Origin of the sequence: Azospirillum thermophilum, from assembly GCF_003130795.1 — a bacterium.
GTDB classification, from domain to species: domain Bacteria; phylum Pseudomonadota; class Alphaproteobacteria; order Azospirillales; family Azospirillaceae; genus Azospirillum; species Azospirillum thermophilum.
On sequence record NZ_CP029353.1, the window covers coordinates 2,104,850 to 2,124,579 of the forward strand.

Here is a 19,730-nt window from a genome sequence, read left to right on the forward strand (position 1 = left end):
CACCGAGCGGCTATAACCGTCGCCCGGTATTTTACCTTTCGGGTGCGCGTCCCATGCCCCTTCGGATCGAGACCTTCTCCAACGTCACCGGCGGCTCCAGCTTCTTCAAGGCTGTGGGCCACCCGCTGGCGGCGCCCAAGGCGGCCATCCTGACCGCGCGCCTCGCCAGCTACGGTCCGGTCGCCTTCTACGACCCGCTGGGGCTGCTGTCCGGCCTGACGGAGTTCTACGACCTCTCGGCCGTGCCGGTGGCCGGCGTCTATGTGCAGAATGTCGAGCTGGTCGGGACCGAGGTGTTCGGCCATGCCGCGCGCCCGGTGACCGAGCTGGCGCAGAGCGAGGCCCGCACCGTCTTCGTCGTCGCCTTCGATTCGCAGCGCCTGGAGGGCCACATCGCCCACCTGATCCCGAAGGGGGCCGGGGTGGTGTCGCTCGACGCCATGCGCGTGCCGGAGGACATGCTGACCGACTCCGGCCATTACCTGTCCAAGTTCAACTGGGCGACCAACTTCGCCTGGCTGCGCGACGAGGGCGGCCACCACACCCGCATCGTCTCGTCCAACTACTGGCCGCGCTACGGCGCCAAGGGCACCCGGCTGTGGGCCTGCCTGTTCGACGCCGACGGCAAGCCGCTGGCCGAGTGGACCGAGCCGATGCCGCCGGCCGACGGCACGGTGGTGATCGACAGCCGGCAGGTGCGCGCCCGCTTCGGGCTCGGCGACTTCTGCGGCACCCTGTTCCTGCACGTGATCGGCGCCGCCGGGCACGACGTGGTGAAGTACGCGCTGGACACCTACGGCGACGACGACACGGTGCTGTCCTGCACCCATGACGCCAACGCCTGGCCGGCCGACCGCTATGCCGGCCTGCCCGCCCCGCGCGAGGACGAGCGGGTGCTGCTGTGGGTCCAGAACAGCCACCCGACGCCGGTCCCGGCCGGCGCCGTCGGCCTCAACCTGATGGGCCGGGACGAGGTGCGGACGCTGGACCGCGCGCTGCCGCCCTTCTCCACCGTGGCGCTCGACACGCGCGACCTGTTCCCCGAGGCGCGCTGGCCCCAGCAGTTCGAGGTGCAGGCCGGCAAGCATTTCGTCCGCCCGCGCTACGAGATCGTCGCCGGGAACGGCCGCCGCCGCATCGCCCACGCCAACGTGGAGCGTGCCGACCTGAAGCCGGACCCCCGGCTGGCCGCCCTGACCGGCGGGCCGCTCGGCAAGGGCCACATCCTGCCCGCCCCGCTGCTGCCGCCCGGCCGCTGGCGCACCACCCTGCTGCCCACCCCCATGAGCACGGCCCAGACCGAGCTGCCGGTGCAGGCGGTGGTCTATGACGCCCGCGGGCGGGAGGTCGCCCGCCACCGCTTCGGCAGCCTGAAGCGCTCCGACAGCGTCGCGCTGGACGTCAGCGGGCTGGCGGCGCAGGGCGGCCTGCAGGACGGCTTCGGCCATGTCGAGCTGCTGTATGATTTCGAGGCCGGAACGGTCGCCGACGGCTGGCTGCACGCCCTGGTCCGTTACGAGGACGTAACGAGCGGCCATGTGGCCGAGACCAGCTTCGGCAGCCACATCTTCAACACGGCGATGATCTACCGGGACGAGCCGCAGAGCTACCACGGCCGCCCGCCCGGCCTGTCGACCCGGCTGTTCCTGCGCATGGGGCCGGCGCAGTGGGACACGATCTGCCACCTGATCTACCCTGCCTCGACGCCCTGGCATGCCGGCTCGGACACCAGCCTCGTCCTGGTCCGCCGCGATGGCATCGAGGTCGCCCGCAAGAAGGTCTCAATCGCCTGCAGCGGCTCGCTTTTCTGGCGCGTCAGCGACCTGTTTTCGGAAGCGGAACGGATGGCGGCGGGCGAGCAGGCCTATGTGCTGGTGCGCGACACCACCTGCCGGCTGTTCGGCTATCACGGCTGCGCCACCGGTGACAGCGCCTTCAGCCTCGACCATATGTTCGGTTTCTGACCGCGCCCTTACCATTCCAGGACGAAACGACCCCCATGGCCACGACGCACCGCACCAAGGTCCTGATCATCGGCGCCGGCCCGGCCGGCTACACCGCGGCGATCTACGCCGCCCGCGCCAACCTGGAACCGCTTATGGTCCAGGGCATGCAGCCCGGCGGCCAGCTGATGATCACCACCGACGTCGAGAACTATCCCGGCTTCGCCGATCCCATCCAGGGCCCCTGGCTGATGGAGCAGATGCAGAAGCAGGCGGAGCATGTCGGCACCCGGATGGTGTTCGACCTGATCACCGACGTCGACTTCAGCCAGCGCCCCTTCGTCTGCAAGGGTGACGGCGGCGACACCTACGTCGCCGACAGCGTCATCATCGCCACCGGCGCCCAGGCCCGCTGGCTGGGCCTGCCCAGCGAGGAGACCTACCGCGGCTTCGGCGTGTCGGCCTGCGCCACCTGCGACGGCTTCTTCTTCCGCGGCAAGGAGGTCGCGGTGATCGGCGGCGGCAACTCCGCGGTGGAGGAGGCGCTCTACCTTACCAACCACGCCACCAAGGTGACGGTGATCCACCGCCGCGACGGCTTCCGGGCCGAGCGGATCATGCAGGACCGCCTGTTCCGCAACCCGAAGATCGAGGTGGTGTGGGACAGCGTGGTCGAGGAGATCGTCGGCGAGGGCGACGGCAGCCTGGGCAACCCGCGCAGCGTCACCGGCGTGCGGATCAGGAACGTGAAGAGCGGCGATGTCCGCACCGTGCCGGTCGCCGGCGTCTTCGTCGCCATCGGCCACGAGCCGGCCACCGCCGTCTTCAAGGGCAAGGTGAAGATGGACGGGCAGGGCTACATCGTCACCGCCCCGGATTCGACCGCCACCGACATCCCCGGCGTCTTCGCCGCCGGCGACGTGAAGGACAAGGTCTACCGTCAGGCGGTCACCGCCGCCGGCATGGGCTGCATGGCCGCGCTGGAGGCCGAGCGCTGGCTGGCCCACCACGAGCCCGCCGCCGGCGCCCACGGCGACCGGAGCCCGGCCGGGACCTGGTGATCCGGACCTGATCGGGTCGCGCAGGACGCTCGAAAAGAAAGGCCCCTCTCCCGGTCCGGGAAGAGGGGCCTTTTCTTTGGCTCCCCGCAGCGGCGCAACGGCGGGGGCGGGCCTGCTACTCCAGCAGGCTGCGCAGCATCCAGGCGGTCTTCTCGTGGATCTGCAGGCGCTGGGTCAGCAGGTCGGCGGTCGGCTGGTCGTCGGCCTTCTCGGCGGTCGGGAAGACCGCGCGGGCGGTGCGGGCGACGGCCTCATGCCCCTCGACGAGCTGGCGGATCATCTCGTTCGCCTTCGGCACCGCGGTCTCTTCCTTGATCGAGGCCAGCGCGGCGAACTGCGAGAAGCTGCCCGGGGCCGGGTAGCCGAGAGCGCGGATACGCTCGGCGATCTCGTCCAGCGCGTTCCACAGCTCGGTATACTGCTCCATGAACATGGTGTGGAGCGTGTTGAACATCGGCCCGGTGACGTTCCAGTGGAACGAGTGGGTCTTCAGATACAGCGCGAAGGTGTCGGCGAGCACCTTGCTCAGCCCCTCGGCGATGGCTTTGCGGTCGGCTTCCGCGATCCCGATGTCAATCTGCATGACATGATCCTTCTTGGTTATTCGACCCGCACTCCAGCTTGTGCGCCACGGAGCGGATTCAAGGCGGTGCGGCATTATTTCGTGTCGAATCAGAACCGTCCGTGACGCATGTCAATGACTGCCGGGCTTAAGCCTGCCGGAGCCTGCCGATGAAGGACGCCACCTCGCGGTTCAGCGCCGCCGCCTGACCGTCGAGCAGCTCGGCCGCCTGCAGGACGGCGCCGGCCGCGCTGCCCGTGGCGTTGGCGGTGCTGGAGACGCCGGCGATGTTGTGCGAGACCTCCTGGGTGCCGGCCGCCGCCTCGTGGACGTTGCGGGCGATCTCCTGGGTGGCGGCCGCCTGCTGCTCCATGGAGGTGGCGATGGAGCCGACGATCTCGTCGATCGACACCACCGTCTCCCCCACGCCGCGGATCGAGGAGACGGCGACCCCGGTCACCTGCTGGATCGCGCCGATCTGGGCGGTGATGTCCTCGGTCGCCTTGGCGGTCTGGTTGGCGAGGCTCTTGACCTCGCTGGCGACGACCGCGAAGCCCTTGCCGGCCTCGCCGGCCCGCGCCGCCTCGATGGTCGCGTTGAGCGCCAGCAGGTTGGTCTGGGCGGCGATGGAGTTGATCAGCCCGACGATCTCGCCGATCCGGGTGGCGGCGTCCGACAGGCCGACGACATGGCCGTTGGTCTCCTCCACCGCGCGGACCGCGCCGCGCACCATCTCGAAGGACCGGCGCACCTGCACGCCGATCTCGGCGATGGAGGCGGACATCTCCTCCGCCGCGGTGGCGGCGGTCTGCACGCTCATGCCCGCCTGCTGGCTGGCGGCGGCGACGGTCGCCGCCTGGTCGTTGGCGGCATTGGCCTGCCGCAGCATGCCGGCGGCGTTGGTCCGCACCTGCTGCGCCCCCTCCCCCACCTGCTGCACCACCTGCGAGACGCGCGCCTCGAACAGGTCGGCCAGCTCGTGGATGGTGCGCCGCTTCTCCTCCTCCGCCTGCGCCTTCTGGCGGGCCTGCTCGGCGGTCAGCCGCCCGACCTCGCGGGCGTTGGTCTGGAACACCTGGAGCGCGCGGGCCATCGCCCCGATCTCGTTCCTCATCCAGGTGCCGTGGATCTCGGCGTCGAGCCTGCCGTCGGCCAGCTCGGTGGTGGCGGACGACAGGCGCTGCAGCGGCCGGGTGATGCTGCGGGCGAGCAGCAGGCCGCCGGCCATCATCGCGACCAGGAAGGCCGCCATGACCAGGGCGAAGCGGACGCGCGCCGCGTCGGTGGCGGCCTCGGTCTCCTGGATCGCGCGGGCGGCCGCCCTGGTGATCGCCTCGCGCGCCGCATCGATGCGGGCGGTCAGGGCGGCGAACTCGTCGTCCACCTGGGCCATCATCGGAATGCCGATCAGCCGGTCGATGGCCGCCATGGCGTTCATGCCGTCCACCGCCTTGGCGTAGGCGGCGACCCGGCCCCCGACCTCGGCCAGCAACGTGCGCTCGCCATCGTCGGCGGCGCGGGCGCTGAGGGTGGCGATCAGCTCGCGTTCCTTGGCGAGGTTGGCGACGATCGAGTCGCGCATCTTCTGCAGCTTCGCCTCCTCGATGCCGGAGCCGGCGAGCGCCAGATGGCGGGAGACGTCGCTGTGGACCATGTAGCTGGTGGCGATCAGCCGGTCGATCTGCTCGCGCCGCTCGGCGGCGGCGCGATGGATGCCGTCGACCGCGGCCAGCGATTCCTCCGCCTGCCGGTCGGCCAGCACCAGTGCCGCGACGGTCAGCAGGATGCCGACCATCGGCGCGATGAAGACGCGTGCCGCCACCGAGGTGCCCGCGACGCGCGAAAGCAACCCACCGCTCATCACCATCCCCTTTTTCGATGTCCCGGGCAGGCGGCAGGCGCCCCACGGCGCCCCACGGCGCCGCGGCCGGCCGGCCCGTTTCCGGAAGCGGCGGCGCCGGGCCGGAATGGCCGGCGCCGCCGGGTGTCCGCGGGATTACTTGTAGATGCCGACGTAGGCGACGAGTTCCTGGCCCGGAACGCGCTTCACGTAGGTGACCTTCGGCTCGATCTTGTTGCTGGCCGGGTTCAGCCAGCGGTATTCGACCCAGCCCTCGCCCTTGTCCTTGGCGACGGCCAGCACATCCTGCACGACATACTTGCCGTCGGGATCCTTGACGTTGATCACGCTCTGCCCGACGCCGGCGGGACGCGGCGGATAGACCTTCCAGGTGCCGGCGAAGTCGATGACGTTGACGTAGATCTCGCCGTACTTGAACTCGCCGTCGGCGTTGAAGACCTTCGCGGCCTCGTCCAGCCCCCTGGCGGCGATCAGCTCCGCGGCCTTCAGGGTGATCGCCTTGGCGTCCTCCTGGGTCGGCTTCCCGTCCTGGGCCGTGGCCGCACCGGCAAGGGACAGGGCGAGGAGACCGGCCATCAGATAACGAAACAGCACGCGCATGCGCATTCCCCCAAACTGGACCGGGGCCCGCCGCGCGGCCGGCGCAGGCCCGATGATTGTCGTTCTTGGCCCTTCCGGATGCCTCCCCGGGAGGGATGCCGCCTTCTTACGTACTACCGCGATGTTGCACGATTTTGTCTGCTTCATTTCGGCGCGGTCATTCCGCATTGCAGCATGGCAATGAAGCTGCGGCCGGGAGGCGATTTCGCGTCGGATGAGAAAAGCTCCGGCAAAAGAGCGCCTTACCGGCTGCTTGCCGCCGGGCTTGCCGCCGCCCGCCGGCCATGCGGCCAATCGCCGCAAGCCCTCGCGAGGGGCGGGCCCGACCCTCCGCCGGTGGTGGCGCAGCGGCGCTCCGCACCGTGACGTCGTGCCGCCCCTTTTTTCCATCGACAGCGCCCCCGCTTCGGGTGGAGCATGACGGGGACCAGAATTCTCAACAGGTACAACGTCGTCAGGGATCCGGCCGCCTGTCCAGCGAGCGCCAGTCCTTACAAGCGCTGGCCCTCCGAGACGACGGGCAGCCGGCTCCCGGCAGAGGCCGCGGCGCGGCCGGCGCGCCAGCGCCAACCCGGCGGTCTCCCGACACGCGTCATACGGCCGACGCCATGCGGCCAATGTCACACGGGAGGTTGTGAATGCCCCATACCCAAATCCGGACGGCCCGCTGCGCCGCCCTGGTCGGTCCCTATCTCAGCGGCAAGACGACGCTGCTGGAAAGCCTGCTGTTCGCGACCGGGGCGACCACGCGCAAGGGCAGCGTCCGCGACGGCAACACCGTGGGGGACAATTCGCCCGAGGCGAAGGCCCGGCAGATGAGCGTGGAGGTGAACCTCGCCTGCTTCGAGTATCTGGGCGAGCGCTGGACCGTGCTGGACTGCCCCGGCTCGGTGGAGCTGGCCTGCGAGACGCAGGGCGCGCTGGCCGCCGCCGACGTCGCCGTCGTGGTGGCGGAGGCGGCACCCGAGAAGGCCGTGCTGCTGGCCCCGCTGTTCAAGTTCCTCGACGACCGCCGCATCCCGCACATCCTGTTCATCAACAAGGTCGACACGCTGGGCGACCTCAGGGTGCGCGACGTGGTGTCGGCCTATCAGGCCGTCTCGACCCGCCGGCTGGTTCTGCGCGAGGTGCCGATCCGCGAAGGCAACGGCATCACCGGCTTCGTCGACCTTGTCAGCGAGCGCGCCTACCGCTTCAACCCGCACAAGCCCTCCAACCTGATCTCCCTCCCCGATCCGGTGAAGGAGCGCGAGAGCGAGGCCCGGCAGGAGATGCTGGAGGCCGTCGCCGACTTCGACGACGCGCTGCTGGAAAAGCTGCTGGAGGACGCCACCCCGGACAGCGGCGAGATCTACGAGCGCCTCGCCCGCGAGCTGGCGGAGGATCTGATCGTCCCGGTCTTCTTCGGCTCGGCCGAGAACGACAACGGCATCCGCCGCCTGCTGAAGGCCCTGCGGCACGAGGCGCCGGACGTCGAGGTGACGGCGGCGCGGGCCGGCGTCCCCGCCGACGCCGCGGTGGCCGCCCAGGTGGTGAAGACCTTCACCGGTTCCCATGTCGGCAAGCTGAGCGTGGCGCGCATCTGGCGCGGCACGGTGACCGACGGCATGACGCTGGGCGGCGAGCGGGTGTCCGGCCTCTTCCGCATCACCGGCCACGACCAGGCCAAGCTGCCCTCCGCCGCGGCGGGCGACCTGGTGGCGCTCGGCCGGCTGGAGAAGGCGGCGACCGGCGACCTCCTCACCGACAAGGCCAATCTCGGCCGGCCGGAAAGCTGGCCGCCGCCGCCCGCCCCGGTCTATGGGCTGGCCCTGCATGCCGCCAACCGCAACGACGAGGTGAAGCTGACCGCGGCCATCCAGAAGCTGCTGGAGGAGGACCCGTCCCTGCGGCTGGACCAGTCCGCCGGCACCGGCGAGCTGGTGCTGTGGGGCCAGGGCGACATCCACCTGCAGATCGCCATGGACCGGCTGCGCAGCAAGTACAACGTCGCGGTCAAGGGCAGCGCGCCGCAGGTCCCCTACCGGGAGTCGATCCGCCGGGGCGCCGCGCACCACGCCCGCTACAAGCGCCAGACCGGCGGCCACGGCCAGTTCGCCGACATCCATGTGGAGGTCCGCCCGCTTCCCCGCGGCAGCGGCTTCCAGTTCGAGGACGGGGTGGTCGGCGGCGTGGTGCCGCGCCAGTTCATCCCGGCGGTCGAGGCCGGCGTGAAGGAGTATGCGGTGCGCGGGCCGCTGGGCTTCCCGGTGGTCGATTTCGCGGTGAAGCTGACCGGCGGCCAGTACCATGCGGTGGACAGCTCGGAAATGGCCTTCAAGACCGTCGCCCGCCAGGCGATGAGCGAGGCCCTGCCGGGCTGCGACCCGGTGCTGCTGGAACCGATCCTGACCGTCGCCATCGCGGTGCCCAGCGACTTCACCTCGAAGGTGCAGCGGCTGATCAGCGGCCGGCGCGGCCAGATCCTGGGCTATGACGCGCGCCCCGGCTGGCAGGGCTGGGACGAGGTGAAGGCCTATCTGCCGCAGGCGGAGATGCACGACCTGATCGTCGAGCTGCGCTCGCTGTCGCTCGGCGTCGGCACCTTCACCTGGGAGTTCGACCGCCTGCAGGAGGTCACCGGCAAGGCCGCCGACCGCGCCGTGGAGATCCGCAAGGAGATGCTGGCGGCGCAGTAGGCACCGGGACGGGAAGCCCAACGGAAAAGGGCCGGAGGCTTTCGCCCCGGCCCTTTCCTGTTCATTCAACCTTGCGCTTCGCTCAGTCGCGCAGGTTGCCGCAGGCGCGCTGGATGCGCTTGCAGGCCTCCTCCAGCGCCTCGGTCGAGGTGGCGTAGGAGATGCGGAAGTGCGGGGCGAGGCCGAAGGCGGAGCCCTGGACCACCGCGACGCCCTCGGACTCCAGCAGGTAGGTGACGAAATCCTCGTCGGTCTCGATCACCTTGCCCTCGGGCGTCTTCTTGCCGATGGTGCCGGCGCAGGACGGATAGACGTAGAAGGCGCCTTCCGGCTTCGGGCAGCTCAGCCCCTTGGCCTGGTTCAGCATCGACACCACGAGGTCGCGGCGCTGGCGGAACACCTCGGCGCGCTCCTTGATGAAGTCCTGCGGGCCGTTCAGCGCCTCGACGGCGGCGGCCTGGCTGATCGAGGTCGGGTTGGAGGTCGACTGGCTCTGGATCACGCCGATCGCCTTGATCAGCTCCTTCGGGCCGCCGGCATAGCCGATGCGCCAGCCGGTCATCGAATAGGACTTCGACACGCCGTTGACCGTCAGGGTGCGGTCGTAGAGCGACGGCTCGACCTGCGCCGGGGTGACGAACTCCAGGCCGTCGTACAGCAGATGCTCGTACATGTCGTCGGTCATCACCCAGACATGCGGGTGGCGGACCAGCACGTCGGTCAGCGCCTTCATCTCGGCGCGGGTGTAGGCGGCGCCCGAGGGGTTGGAGGGCGAGTTCAGGATCAGCCACTTGGTCTTCGGCGTGATCGCCTTCTCCAGGTCGGCGGGCTGCAGCTTGAAGCCCTGCCCGGCCGGGCAGGAGACGAAGACCGGCGTGCCTTCCGCCAGCTCCACCATGTCGGGATAGCTGACCCAGTAGGGGGCCGGGATGATGACCTCGTCACCCGGGTTCAGCGTCGCCATCAGGGCGTTGTACAGCACCTGCTTGCCGCCGACGCCGACCGTGATCTGCTCCGGCGTGTACTTCAGGCCGTTCTCGCGCTCGAACTTGGCGCAGATCGCCTTCTTCAGCGCGGGCGTGCCGTCCACGGCGGTGTACTTGGTGTCGCCGCTCTCGATCGCCTTGATCGCGGCGGCCTTGATGTTGTCCGGGGTGTCGAAGTCCGGCTCGCCGGCGCCCAGGCCGATGACATCGCGACCGGCCGCTTTCAGCTCGCGGGCTTTGTTGGTCACGGCGATGGTCGGCGACGGCTTGATGCGCGAGAGACGGGACGCGATGATCGACATGGCGGGCAAGCCCCCTGGAACAGGTTGGCCGTCGGAACGGCGGGTGAGACCGAGACGTGAGGATGATGCGGCGCTAGGGAAATACACGCGCGCGACGCGGGACCTTACTTCCCCGCCGGAGGACTGGCAAGGGCCGGCCGTCCTCCATTCCGCCGCGTATGGCGCTTTCTCCGAGTCGCGGTATGACCACTTTGCCACAGTGTCGCGCCAGTCCGTTGAGAGCGCTGGCTTCTTGGGCACGCAAAGGGTGAAGCCACGGCTTCTTGCGGCTTTGCGGGACCTGCCGCCGCGGCAAAATGCGAATCCCTGTCAACAGGCTTGATGCGCCACCGCGGCGGCGGATATGACCATGGGCAGCATCAGCCAGAGGACCGCAAGAAAATGCCCCACCGCCAGCTCCTCCACCTCGTCTTCGGCGGCGAACTGACCCGCCCCGATTCGCACGAGTTCGTCGACCCGACCAAGCTGCACGTCATCGGCATCTTCCCCAGCTACGAGGATGCCTACAAGGCGTGGCGCGGCGCCACCGGCGCCACCATCGACGACGCCCACACCCGCTATTTCATCGTCCACCTGCACCGCTTCCTCGACCCGACCGCGGCGGGCGGCGGGCACAAGCACGACGACGATCACGCCCACTGATCCATCGCGCGACCGGCAGGCGGTGGGAACCCCCGCCGCCTGCGGCGCGTTGAGGGCCGGCGATGACGGTCTTCTTCACCAGCGACACCCATTTCGGCCATGCGGGCGCCATCGGGCGGTTCCGCCGGCCCTTCGACTCGGTCGCGGCCATGGATGCCGCGATGATCGACAACTGGAACGCCGTGGTCGGGCCGGAGGACGAGGTCTGGCACCTCGGCGACTTCGCGCCGCGCACCCCGCCCGACCGCATGGCGGCGCTGCTCGACCGGCTGAACGGCGCCAAGCACCTGATCGCCGGCAACAACGACGGCCCGGCCACCCTGCGGCTGCCCGGCTGGGCCAGCGTCGGGCATTACGCCGAGATCGTCGTCGGGGAGACGGCGCTGGTCCTGTGCCACTACGCCTTCCGCACCTGGAACGGCATGTACCGCGGCGCGCTCAACCTGCACGGCCACAGCCACGGCCAGCTCAAGGGCCTGCCGCGCCAGATCGACGTCGGCGTCGATGTCTGGGAGTTCCGCCCGGTCACGCTGGCGCGGATCCGGGAGAAGACGGCGCGGCGCGGCGCGCGGAAGCCCGCCGCGGCCTGACCCGTCAGGCGTGTTCGGGCAGCCGCCGGGCGAGCAGCGAGACGGCGGTCTCCGGCGCCACCGGCCGGCCGGTCAGCCAGCCCTGGACCAGGGTGCAGTTGTGGCGGCGCAGGAAATTGGCCTGCTCGTTCTTCTCCACCCCCTCCGCCACCACGTCGAGCCCGAGGATCTCGGCCATCGCGATGATGGTGGAGACGATGCCGATGTCCTCCCGCTCCTCCGGGATGCCGCCGATGAAGGAGCGGTCGATCTTCAGCGTGGTGACCGGCAGCCGCTTCAGGTAGCTGAGCGAGGAATGGCCGGTGCCGAAATCGTCCACCGCCACGCGGATCCCCATCTCCTTCAGCGCGCCCAGCACGGCCAGCGCATGGTCGAGGTCCTGCATCACCGCCCCTTCGGTGATCTCCAGCTCGATCAGCTCGGGCGGCAGGCCGTGGCTGTCGATGATGCGGCGGAAATCCTCGGCGCTGCGGTGGCGCAGATGGCGGGGCGAGATGTTGACGGCGACCGGCACCGGCTTCATCCCGGCGTCCAGCCATTCGCGCTGCTGCCGGCAGGCCTCGTCCAGCACCCAGTCGCCGAGGGGCACGATGAAGCCGGTATCCTCGGCCACCGGGATGAACTCGCCGGGGGAGATCATGCCCTTGCCCGGCGCCTCCCAGCGCAGCAGGGCCTCGAACCCCTCCAGCGACAGGTCGATCAGCGACACCTTGGGCTGGTAGTGCAGGCGGAACTGCCGGTTGGCGAGCGCCGAGCGCAGGTCGCCGTCGAGCGCCAGATGGCGCCGCGCCTGCTCCGCCAGCTCCTTGTGGAAGAAGGCGTGCCGCCGCCCGCCCGACCGCTTGGCGGCGTAGAGCGCCGTGTCGGCGGCGCGCAGAAGCTCCTGCGCCTCGTCGGTGTGGTCGGGGAACAGCGCGATGCCGACGGAGGGCCGGACGTAATGCTCGTTGTCCAGCAGCATCACCGGCTCGTCGAAGGCCGCCAGGATGCGCTGGGCGATCGCCGCGGCCTCCTCCGCGTCGGCGACCTCCTCGACGATCACCGCGAAGTCGTCGGTGCCGATGCGGCCCACCGTGTCGCTGGCCCGCACGGTCGCCACGATGCGGGCCGCCACCACCTTCAGCAGCTCGTCGCCGGCATGGTGGCCCAGCGTGTCGGTCACCAGCTTGAAGCGCGACAGGTCGAGGCACATCACGGCAAAGCGGCGGCCATGGCGGCGGCAGCGCTCCACCGCCGATTCCAGCAGGGATTCGACCAGCGCCCGGTTGGGCAGCCCGGTCAGCCGGTCGCGGGTGGCGAGCCGCAGCAGCTCGCGCTCGTGCCGCAGCCGCTGCGTCATGTCGGCCAGCGCGCAGACGAAGCCCGGCCGGCCGCCGACCGTCAGGGGGGCGACGCTCAGCGACACCTCGACCCGGCCGGCGGCGCGGTCGATGCCCAGCGCCTCCGCCCGCTCGGCCCTCGGCTCATCCTGCCCGACGCCGACCAGGGCCTCCACCCGCGGGCGGTCGCCCTCGGCGAACAGCTCGGACAGGCGGCGGCCGGGCAGCGCATCGGACGGCAGGCCGAGCAGCGCGACGGCGGCGGGGTTGCAGTCCTCGATCCGGCCGTCCCGGTCGACCAGCAGGATCGCCTCGCTGACATTGTTCATGATGCCGGCCAGCCGCTCGTCCCGCTCGATCAGGGTGCGGGCCGCCTGGCGGAAGAACTCCATGGCGCGGGCCATGGCGCCGAACTCGTCGGCGCGGTCCTGGCCGGGAATGTCGATGTCGGTGCGCCCCTCGGTCAGCACGCGCATGCGCGCCGACAGCGCCTCGATCGGGCCCAGCACATTCTGCGACAGGAAGACGGAGGCCGGCCAGCTCAGCACCAGCAGCACGGCGAGGAACAGGATGAAGGCCAGCGCCTCCGCCGCGAAGGCCCGGTCGATGTCCTCGACGTCGCCCGCCGCGGCGATGGCCCAGCCCCACGGCTCGAACAGGGTGCTGCTCGACACCGACTTGCTGATGGGCGGCCAGCCGGGGGGGATGCGGCCGTCCGTGAACACCGTGACATGGAAGGGGTCGCCGGCCAGGGCGCGCAGCGACAGCCGGGCCTGGGAGCGGGCGTCCTCCTCGGCGACGGCGCCGGCCTCCACCGCCACCTGCAGCTCGTGCAGCATCGCCTGGGCGGAGTCGACCAGGGCGGCCGTCATCCGCTCCCGCTCGGCGATCAGGCCGTGGCGGAGCAGGTACAGCGCCGGGACCGCCGCCGTCAGGCAGCAGATCAGGCCGATCCAGGTCAGCCATCGGATCTTGCGGCGCAGAGTCATTCGGCCCGGCGTTTCCCCCAACGGGCCGCGGATGCGCGCGGCCCTGCCCCAAAAGCACCGCAGGGTCGCTTTTTCATTTCAAACGTGCAATCTGAATTTTGCGTACGCGCATAATTCGCAGGTGCGAACGACCGCTATCCGGAACGGGACCGCCCCTCCGCCCGCTGCGGCGCGGCGGAGGGGCGGTTCCGGCCGCTCACTGCCCGCCGGGGTAGAGGCGCCGGAAGCCTTCGGTCACCTTGGAGACGACGGCGGGGTCGCGGTCGCGCCAGTAGCGCGGGTCGCGCATCAGGGCGCGCAGCTCCGACTCGCCGCTGCCGTCGCCCGCCCGGCCCGGCGGGACCGCCAGCGCCGACGGCTCCGTCCCCGTCATCATGCGGTGCAGCGCCATCACCCCCTCGTAGGTGGTCGACAGCCCCTCCACCACCGCCGGCGGCAGGGTGCGCGCGGCCCAGGCCAGGATCTGGCGCGACACCTCCCGCCAGCGCTCCTCGCCGCCGAACTGGGCGGCCAGACGCTCGACCTCGCGCTCCGCCTGGAACTCGGCGGCGACCTGCTGGATCAGCGGCACCATGCGCTCGGCCGCCAGATCGTAGAGGAGCTGCGCCTGCGTCGGCGAGAAGCCGGCGGCATGCAGGCGGCCGTTGATCTCCGGGTCGGGCTCGAACAGGCCATGGTCGCAGGCGATGCAATAGCCCTCCGGCGTCTCCGGCACCCCGGCCGCCCGGCGCAGCATCTCCGGATCGGGGGCGGCGGGATCGGGCGGGACCGCCGCGGCCGGCGCCGGCGGGGCCGACAGGCGGCGCTCCAGCTCCAGGTAGGACTTCAGCAGGGCGTCGACGCGGATGCCGCCGGTCTCCGGGTCGCGGAACTTCTCCGGCACCGCCGGGGCGGCGGCGCCCGGCACGGGCGAGGTCAGCAGGTTTTCGGCCATGGGATACTCCTTGGAACGGGAGGGGGGCGGGCAAGGAAGAGTGAGGTCAGGCGCCGCCGCGGGCGGCCAGGGCGAGGATGGTGGCGACGAGCTGGCGCTGGCCCTCCAGGTGGCGCAGCGCGGCGTCCGGCGCGTCGGGGCCGAGCGCGCGCTCCATCGTCATGGCGCGCAGCACCGCCAGCACGCGGCGGCCATCCGGCCCGGCGAAGCAGCGGGCGAAGGCCGGGGCGGGATCCTCTGGCGAGGTGGCCGGCGAGGTGGCCGGCGGATCGGCCGAGGGGGCGGAGAACGGCGCGGGGTCGAGCCACGCCCAGCCGGCCGGACCGGCGCTCGTCGCGGGCTCAGCCATGGGCGGGCTCAGCCACCGGCCCGGCGGCCGGATCACTCGCCGGAGCAGCGGCCGGATCAGTGGCGGGAGCGGCGCCCTCCGCGCGGATCAGCCGGGCGGGCACGCCGAGGGCCTCGCCCAGCCAGCGGGCGGCGGCGGCGGCATCCACCGTCGCCAGCGCGTCGGGGCCGAGCTGCCGGGCGCCGTCGAGCCAGCGCAGCGTCGCCTGCACGTCGCGCTGCGCCTGCGCCTGGGCGAGCGGGGAGCGGTACTGCAGCGCGACCAGCCGCCCGTCCACCGTGATGTCCGGGATCTCGCCGCGGCGGCGCAGGATGGCGACGGCGCGCAGCAGCAGCGGGGTCAGCAGCTCCGCCTGCAGCCGGCCGTAGGTGGCGCCGAGCTGCCGGGCCACCTCCCCCGCCCGCTCCATCACCTCGGTGGCGGTCATCCGCGGCGAGTCGAGCGGGGCCAGCCGGTCGGCCAGCAGGGCATGGCGGATGCGCGCCCGCAGATCGTCCAGCACGAGCTGGGAGACGTCGAACCGGCCGGGATTGGCGAGCGGCGTCAGGCCGGCCGACCCCACCGCCTTGGGAATGATGGTGCCCGGCACCAGCCGGATCGTCGCCGGGTTCAGCACCCCGTCGTCGTCCGCCTGCCAGATGCCGGTGACGGCGATGGAGGCGTTCTTCAGCACCAGCTCCACCACCTTGTTGGCGGTCTTGATGTCGGGCAGCGCCTTCATGACCGGGGAGCGGCCATAGACCTCGCCCGGCGCCTTCAGCCAGCGGAAGTTGATGAAGGGAGACTGGGCGAAGCGCCCTTCGGCCAGACGGCAGGGCTCGGCGAGGCCGCTGTCCAGCACCACCGTCCAGCGGTAAGCCGTGCCGTCCGGCAGCACCGCCTCGACCAGGACGAAGCGCTCCTCCGGCTCCTCGGTGCCGCGGATGCGCACCTCCTCGGGAAGCTCCGCCCGGGGGAAGCGGCGGAGGATCTCGGCCAGCGTCGCCTCGCTGCGGCGGAAGGTGCCGTCGAGCCGGCCCTCCGGCCCCTCCTCCAGCACCACCTCGGCCAGCGGCACGGCGGTGAAGCGCAGGCCGCTGGGGCCGCCGGGCGCCGCCTCCTCCATCAGCAGCGAGGCGGTGCCCGCCGTGACGAGGTCGAGGAAGGCCTGATGCACCTCCACCGCGAAGTTGGAGCGGTCGAAATGCGCCTGCACGACGGCGGCGGCCCGGTCGAGCGTCGGAGCGATCCGGTCGCGCTCGCCGTCGGTCAGGGCCGGGCCGGGCTGGAAGCCGAACCAGCGCGACCAGGGCGGCGTGAGCTGCGACAGCAGGCTGGCGGCAAGCTGTTCGACCGCGTCGGGGGCGGTGCCGTCGAACAGCCGGTCGACGCGCCGCTCGCCCGGCGTGCCGCCGCCGCGGAAGGGCCGGCCGTTGGGCAGGGCGTGGTCGTAGCAGTCCTGCCAGTGCGCCTCCCAGACGGCGCGGCGGTCGCGCGCCGCCTGGAAACGGTCGAGCAGGATCCGCGGCTCCGACAGGGGGGCGCGCCTGTCCGCCGGCGCGGCCTGTATGGGATCGGCCATAGGATCACTCTCCCAGAAGGCTCTTGCGCCGGGGACTCAGCGCGTTCAGGTCGAGGATTCCGCGCCAGGAGGTCAGCACCGTCCCGGCCGTGCTGCGGCTGCGGCGCTCCAGCGCCCGCTCCGCCACCGCGGCGGGATCGGGCGAGGCGGCCGGATCGGTGGCGCCGCCCGTCCCCGGCGGGGCGGGAGGCGGGGCGGGAGGCGGGACCGGCACGGGCTCCGGCAGCGGGACCGGGCCGGGCACCGCCGCGGGCGGCGGGGGTGGCGGGAGCGGCGCGGGGGCGGGGCGACGACGGGAGCCGGCGCCAGGATCGCCGGAGGAGACGGGGGCGGAGCGGCCGGAGCCGGAACGGCCGGGGTGGGAAGCTTGAACAGGTTAGCCATGGGCGGCGCCCTCCGGAGCGCGGGTCAGCCGGCAGAAGAGCTGCCAGGGGGTGAGCACGAAGGGGGCCTGCATCCCAGAACCCGCTTCACCGCCTCGACGCAGGTGAAGGGCGCCCAGGGCGCCGGCCGGGCGGGCGGGCGGGCCACCGGCGCCGCCACCACCGTGAGGCCGAGCCCGCGGTACCAGCCCGGCAGGTCGTAGCCCGGCGGCAGCGGCGGCACCGCGACCTCGGTGTAGGGGGACAGCGGGTCGACGACGATCCAGTGCCGCCCGTCGTTCAGCAGGGCGAGGCAGTGGCGGAAGCCCGGCCGCAGCAGCCGCAGCCACCACAGCGGGCTGTCGCCGCGGAAGACGACCCAGGCCCGGGGCAATGCCGGGAGCGGAGCCGGGGACCGCGCCCCGGCCACCGCCGCCGGCCGGCCGGCGGGAGCGGCGGCGCTCATTGCAGGATGCCCTTCTCGCGCAGGACCGGGTTCACCCGCTCGAACGCCTCGCACCACAGCCCGTGGGCGCGCTGCTCGCGCGGGCGGGTGACGTCGGGCGCCGCCAGGCGGCGGCCGTAATGGACCAGCACATGCAGATGGTCGCGGGTCAGCAGCCGGCGGCGGTAGAGCCGGTCGACCACCCGCAGCACGTCCGCCGGCTCGCAGGGCCGCTGCACCAGCCCCAGCCCGGCCACCACGCGGGCGCCGGCCGCCTTGGCGTCCTGCGCCTGGACGGCCCAGAACCAGGCCTCCTCGCCGCTGTCGAAGGGGATGCCGGACACCGCATAGGGCGGGACTCCGCTGCCGAAGGGCGCCGCGGCGGCGGATCGCGGGCGGGGGGATGCGTGCATGCTGGTCTCCTCATCGTGGCGGCCGGCCGCGCGCAAAGCGGGTCGCGGTCCGGAAAGGCGTCTCCTCGCGGGAGCCCGGCCGGTCGGCCTTGCGCGGTGCAGTGGCGATATGTTCGTGTTATGTTCCGCCATGACGGGGCGGTCAAGAACTATATGAAAAAGTTCCTAGGGACCGCTGCCGGCGATTATGAGATTATCGTCCCATGCTGAAACATGCGGACATCTGGCGGGCGATCGACCGCCTCGCGGCCCAGCACGGGCTGTCGGCATCCGGCCTTGCGCGGCGGGCCGGGCTCGACCCGACCACCTTCAACAAGAGCAAGCGGATCACCGGCGACGGCAAGCTCCGCTGGCCCTCGACCGAGAGCGTGTCGAAGGTGCTGGAGGCGACCAACGCCAGCCTGTCGGAGTTCGTCAGCCTGATCGGCGAGGCCGCCGGTCCCAACGCCTTCCAGCGCATCCCGGTGATCGGCTACGCCCAGGCCGGCAACGCCGGCTATTTCGACGATGCCGGCTATCCCGTGGGCTCCGGCTGGGACGAGCTGCTGTTCCCCAGCCTGGGCGACCCGCACGCCTATGCGCTGGAGATCTCCGGCGACAGCATGGAGCCGGTCTACCGCGACGGCGACACCATCATCGTCTCGCCGGCCGCGCAGATCCGCCGCAACGACCGCGTGGTGGTCCGCACCAAGGGCGGCGAGGTGATGGCCAAGCAACTGATCCGCGAGTCCGCGACGCGGATCGAGCTGATGTCGATCAACCGCGCCCACCCGGACCGCAGCATCCCCCGCGGCGAGGTCGCCTGGATGGCCCGCATCATCTGGGCGAGCCAGTAGGACGGCCCTGCCCGGGGCGGTCCCTTCGCCACGCCTTCGGTCCTAGGATAAAATGCCTTGACAGGAACGGCGGCCGGCGCCAGCCTGCCCTCCATGGACCCTGCCGCCTGCCCCGCCCTGCTCGACGATCTCCACCGCCGCCATGACGGGCCGCCGCCGCGGCATGCGGTCCGCGCCGCCCTGTTCGGCGGCGGCGCGGCCTGGCGGGTGCTGCGGAACCGGGCGGCGCTCGCCGAGCAGGCGCGGCTGGCGGCGGAGGCACGGACCGGCGCGGCGCGCCGCCGTGCCATGCTGCCGGCGGCCGACTGCCTTCGGGATCGTTGGCTGTCCCGGCTGGCGGCGACGCTGGCCCATCACCGCGCCGCCGCCGTCCGGCTGCTGGAGGCTCAGCGGAAGGCGTATTCCCAGTAGAGACCGCGTGCCCGCTTCATCATCGGACCGGCCGCGAAGCTGCGGTCCTCGACGCGGGTCACCGGCACCACCTTGGAATAGTTGCCGGTCGAGAAGACCTCGTCGGCCGCCAGCACATCCTCGGGCGTCAGGGTGCATTCCTCGACCGGGATGCCGTCGGCGCGCAGCAGGGCGATCACCCGCTGGCGCGTGATGCCGTTGAGGAAGGTGCCGTTCGGCACCGGCGTGCGCACCACCCCGTCCCTGGCGATGAACAGGTTGGCGGTGGCGTACTCCGCCACGTTGCCGATGGCGTCCAGCAGGATCGCGTTGTCGAAGCCGCGGCGGGTCGCCTCGGCCAGCGCGCGGCCGGCGTTGGGATAGAGGCAGGCGGCCTTGGCGTCGGTCGGCGCCATCGAGGGCGCCGGGCGGCGGAAGCTGGAGATGCAGGCCGTGAAGCCAATCGGCTCCGGCATCGGCGCCTCGATCAGCGACAGGACGAAGCGCGTGCTCTCCGGATCCGGGTTGATGAAGCCGGACTCGGCGTAGAACATCGGCCGGATGTAGAGCGCCGTGCTCGTGGGGAAGCGGCGGATGCCGTCCCAGCACAGTTCCTCGATCTCGCCCGCCGTCAGCATCGGCGCCAGGCCCAGCGCCTGGGCGGAGCGGACGACACGGGCGCAATGCAGGTCCAGATCCGGGGCCACCCCGTCGAACGACCGCGCGCCGTCGAACACGACCGACGACATCCACAGCGCATGCGCGTTGGGACCGACCAGGGGCGGGTTGCCTTCCACCCATTCGCCGCTGATCCAATTCCAGGTCTGCCCGGACATGCCGCCCATGAACTCTCTCCTTCCCCTCTTGCTGAACCCACTGCCGGCCGGTTGCCCATCGGGCTCGCCCG

The 19,730-nt window shown here is 71.5% G+C and carries 19 protein-coding genes; 7 read left to right on the top strand and 12 right to left on the bottom strand.

The genetic code is table 11. The features are described from left to right. Positions 1-53: 53 nt before the first annotated feature. The gene (locus DEW08_RS16310) at positions 54-1,964 is read left to right on the top strand and encodes a hypothetical protein (RefSeq protein WP_109328873.1); all 1,911 of its coding nucleotides are present in this window, start codon (positions 54-56) and stop codon (positions 1,962-1,964) included. A 35-nt stretch (positions 1,965-1,999) separates the two neighbouring features. Next, a complete protein-coding gene (trxB, locus tag DEW08_RS16315; protein WP_109328875.1) occupies positions 2,000-3,004 on the top strand; it encodes a thioredoxin-disulfide reductase in 1,005 nt (334 codons plus the stop codon). Positions 3,005-3,119: 115 nt separating this feature from the next. On the opposite strand, the gene DEW08_RS16320 is transcribed toward trxB, so the two are convergent. From DEW08_RS16320 to DEW08_RS16330, 3 genes are all read right to left on the bottom strand, one after another. After that, positions 3,120-3,587, bottom strand: coding sequence for a Dps family protein (locus tag DEW08_RS16320; RefSeq protein WP_109328877.1), 468 nt, complete (start codon positions 3,585-3,587; stop codon positions 3,120-3,122). A gap of 127 nt (positions 3,588-3,714) precedes the next feature. After that, positions 3,715-5,427 carry a methyl-accepting chemotaxis protein gene (locus DEW08_RS16325; protein WP_109329911.1) on the bottom strand — a complete coding sequence of 571 codons (1,713 nt, stop codon included), beginning with the start codon at positions 5,425-5,427 and terminating at the stop codon, positions 3,715-3,717. Between the two features lie 135 nt (positions 5,428-5,562). Further along, positions 5,563-6,027: a cache domain-containing protein gene (locus DEW08_RS16330; RefSeq protein ID WP_109328879.1), complete on the bottom strand. Its 465-nt coding sequence runs from the start codon at positions 6,025-6,027 to the stop codon at positions 5,563-5,565. 638 nt (positions 6,028-6,665) lie between these two features. Here DEW08_RS16330 and DEW08_RS16335 point away from each other — a divergent pair. Beyond that, a complete protein-coding gene (locus tag DEW08_RS16335; RefSeq protein ID WP_109328881.1) occupies positions 6,666-8,705 on the top strand; it encodes an elongation factor G in 2,040 nt (679 codons plus the stop codon). 82 nt (positions 8,706-8,787) lie between these two features. Here the strand turns inward: DEW08_RS16335 and DEW08_RS16340 are convergent, their stop codons facing one another. After that, the gene (locus DEW08_RS16340) at positions 8,788-9,993 is read right to left on the bottom strand and encodes an aspartate transaminase (RefSeq protein ID WP_109328883.1); all 1,206 of its coding nucleotides are present in this window, start codon (positions 9,991-9,993) and stop codon (positions 8,788-8,790) included. A gap of 381 nt (positions 9,994-10,374) precedes the next feature. Here DEW08_RS16340 and DEW08_RS16345 point away from each other — a divergent pair, with 381 nt between their 5' ends. Together DEW08_RS16345 and DEW08_RS16350 are read left to right on the top strand one after the other, a co-directional pair. Continuing rightward, positions 10,375-10,635, top strand: coding sequence for a DUF4170 domain-containing protein (locus DEW08_RS16345; RefSeq protein WP_109328885.1), 261 nt, complete (start codon positions 10,375-10,377; stop codon positions 10,633-10,635). Between the two features lie 62 nt (positions 10,636-10,697). After that, positions 10,698-11,225 (top strand): metallophosphoesterase, encoded by a 528-nt coding sequence (locus DEW08_RS16350; protein ID WP_109328887.1) that lies wholly within the window; start codon positions 10,698-10,700, stop codon positions 11,223-11,225. A gap of 4 nt (positions 11,226-11,229) precedes the next feature. Here the strand turns inward: DEW08_RS16350 and DEW08_RS16355 are convergent, their stop codons facing one another. The 7 genes from DEW08_RS16355 to DEW08_RS16385 all read right to left on the bottom strand — a co-directional run bounded on the left by DEW08_RS16355 (position 11,230) and on the right by DEW08_RS16385 (position 17,597). Next, entirely contained in the window at positions 11,230-13,533 is a 2,304-nt protein-coding gene (locus tag DEW08_RS16355; protein WP_109328889.1) for a putative bifunctional diguanylate cyclase/phosphodiesterase, read from the bottom strand. A gap of 196 nt (positions 13,534-13,729) precedes the next feature. After that, positions 13,730-14,467, bottom strand: coding sequence for a capsid assembly protein (locus DEW08_RS16360; protein WP_109328891.1), 738 nt, complete (start codon positions 14,465-14,467; stop codon positions 13,730-13,732). Positions 14,468-14,513: 46 nt separating this feature from the next. Further along, a complete protein-coding gene (locus tag DEW08_RS16365) occupies positions 14,514-14,816 on the bottom strand; it encodes a Bbp19 family protein (protein WP_109329913.1) in 303 nt (100 codons plus the stop codon). After that, the gene (locus DEW08_RS16370; protein WP_109328893.1) at positions 14,809-16,377 is read right to left on the bottom strand and encodes a portal protein; all 1,569 of its coding nucleotides are present in this window, start codon (positions 16,375-16,377) and stop codon (positions 14,809-14,811) included. The genes DEW08_RS16365 and DEW08_RS16370 overlap by 8 nt, the downstream gene beginning before the upstream one ends. 4 nt (positions 16,378-16,381) lie before the next feature. Continuing rightward, positions 16,382-16,591: a hypothetical protein gene (locus DEW08_RS31240; protein WP_109328895.1), complete on the bottom strand. Its 210-nt coding sequence runs from the start codon at positions 16,589-16,591 to the stop codon at positions 16,382-16,384. Positions 16,592-16,785: 194 nt separating this feature from the next. Then, the gene (locus DEW08_RS16380; RefSeq protein ID WP_245986332.1) at positions 16,786-17,205 is read right to left on the bottom strand and encodes a hypothetical protein; all 420 of its coding nucleotides are present in this window, start codon (positions 17,203-17,205) and stop codon (positions 16,786-16,788) included. Next, complete coding sequence (locus DEW08_RS16385; RefSeq protein WP_245986333.1) at positions 17,202-17,597, bottom strand: hypothetical protein; 396 nt, start codon at positions 17,595-17,597, stop codon at positions 17,202-17,204. Before DEW08_RS16385 ends, DEW08_RS16380 begins: the two co-directional genes overlap by 4 nt. A gap of 203 nt (positions 17,598-17,800) precedes the next feature. On the opposite strand from DEW08_RS16385, the gene DEW08_RS16390 reads away from it, so the two are divergent. After that, entirely contained in the window at positions 17,801-18,433 is a 633-nt protein-coding gene (locus DEW08_RS16390) for a LexA family transcriptional regulator (protein ID WP_109328897.1), read from the top strand. 57 nt (positions 18,434-18,490) lie between these two features. Next, complete coding sequence (locus DEW08_RS16395) at positions 18,491-18,844, top strand: hypothetical protein (RefSeq protein WP_146214698.1); 354 nt, start codon at positions 18,491-18,493, stop codon at positions 18,842-18,844. Here the strand turns inward: DEW08_RS16395 and DEW08_RS16400 are convergent. After that, the gene (locus DEW08_RS16400; protein ID WP_109328902.1) at positions 18,820-19,668 is read right to left on the bottom strand and encodes a branched-chain amino acid aminotransferase; all 849 of its coding nucleotides are present in this window, start codon (positions 19,666-19,668) and stop codon (positions 18,820-18,822) included. The genes DEW08_RS16395 and DEW08_RS16400 overlap by 25 nt on opposite strands. Positions 19,669-19,730 lie beyond the last annotated feature (62 nt).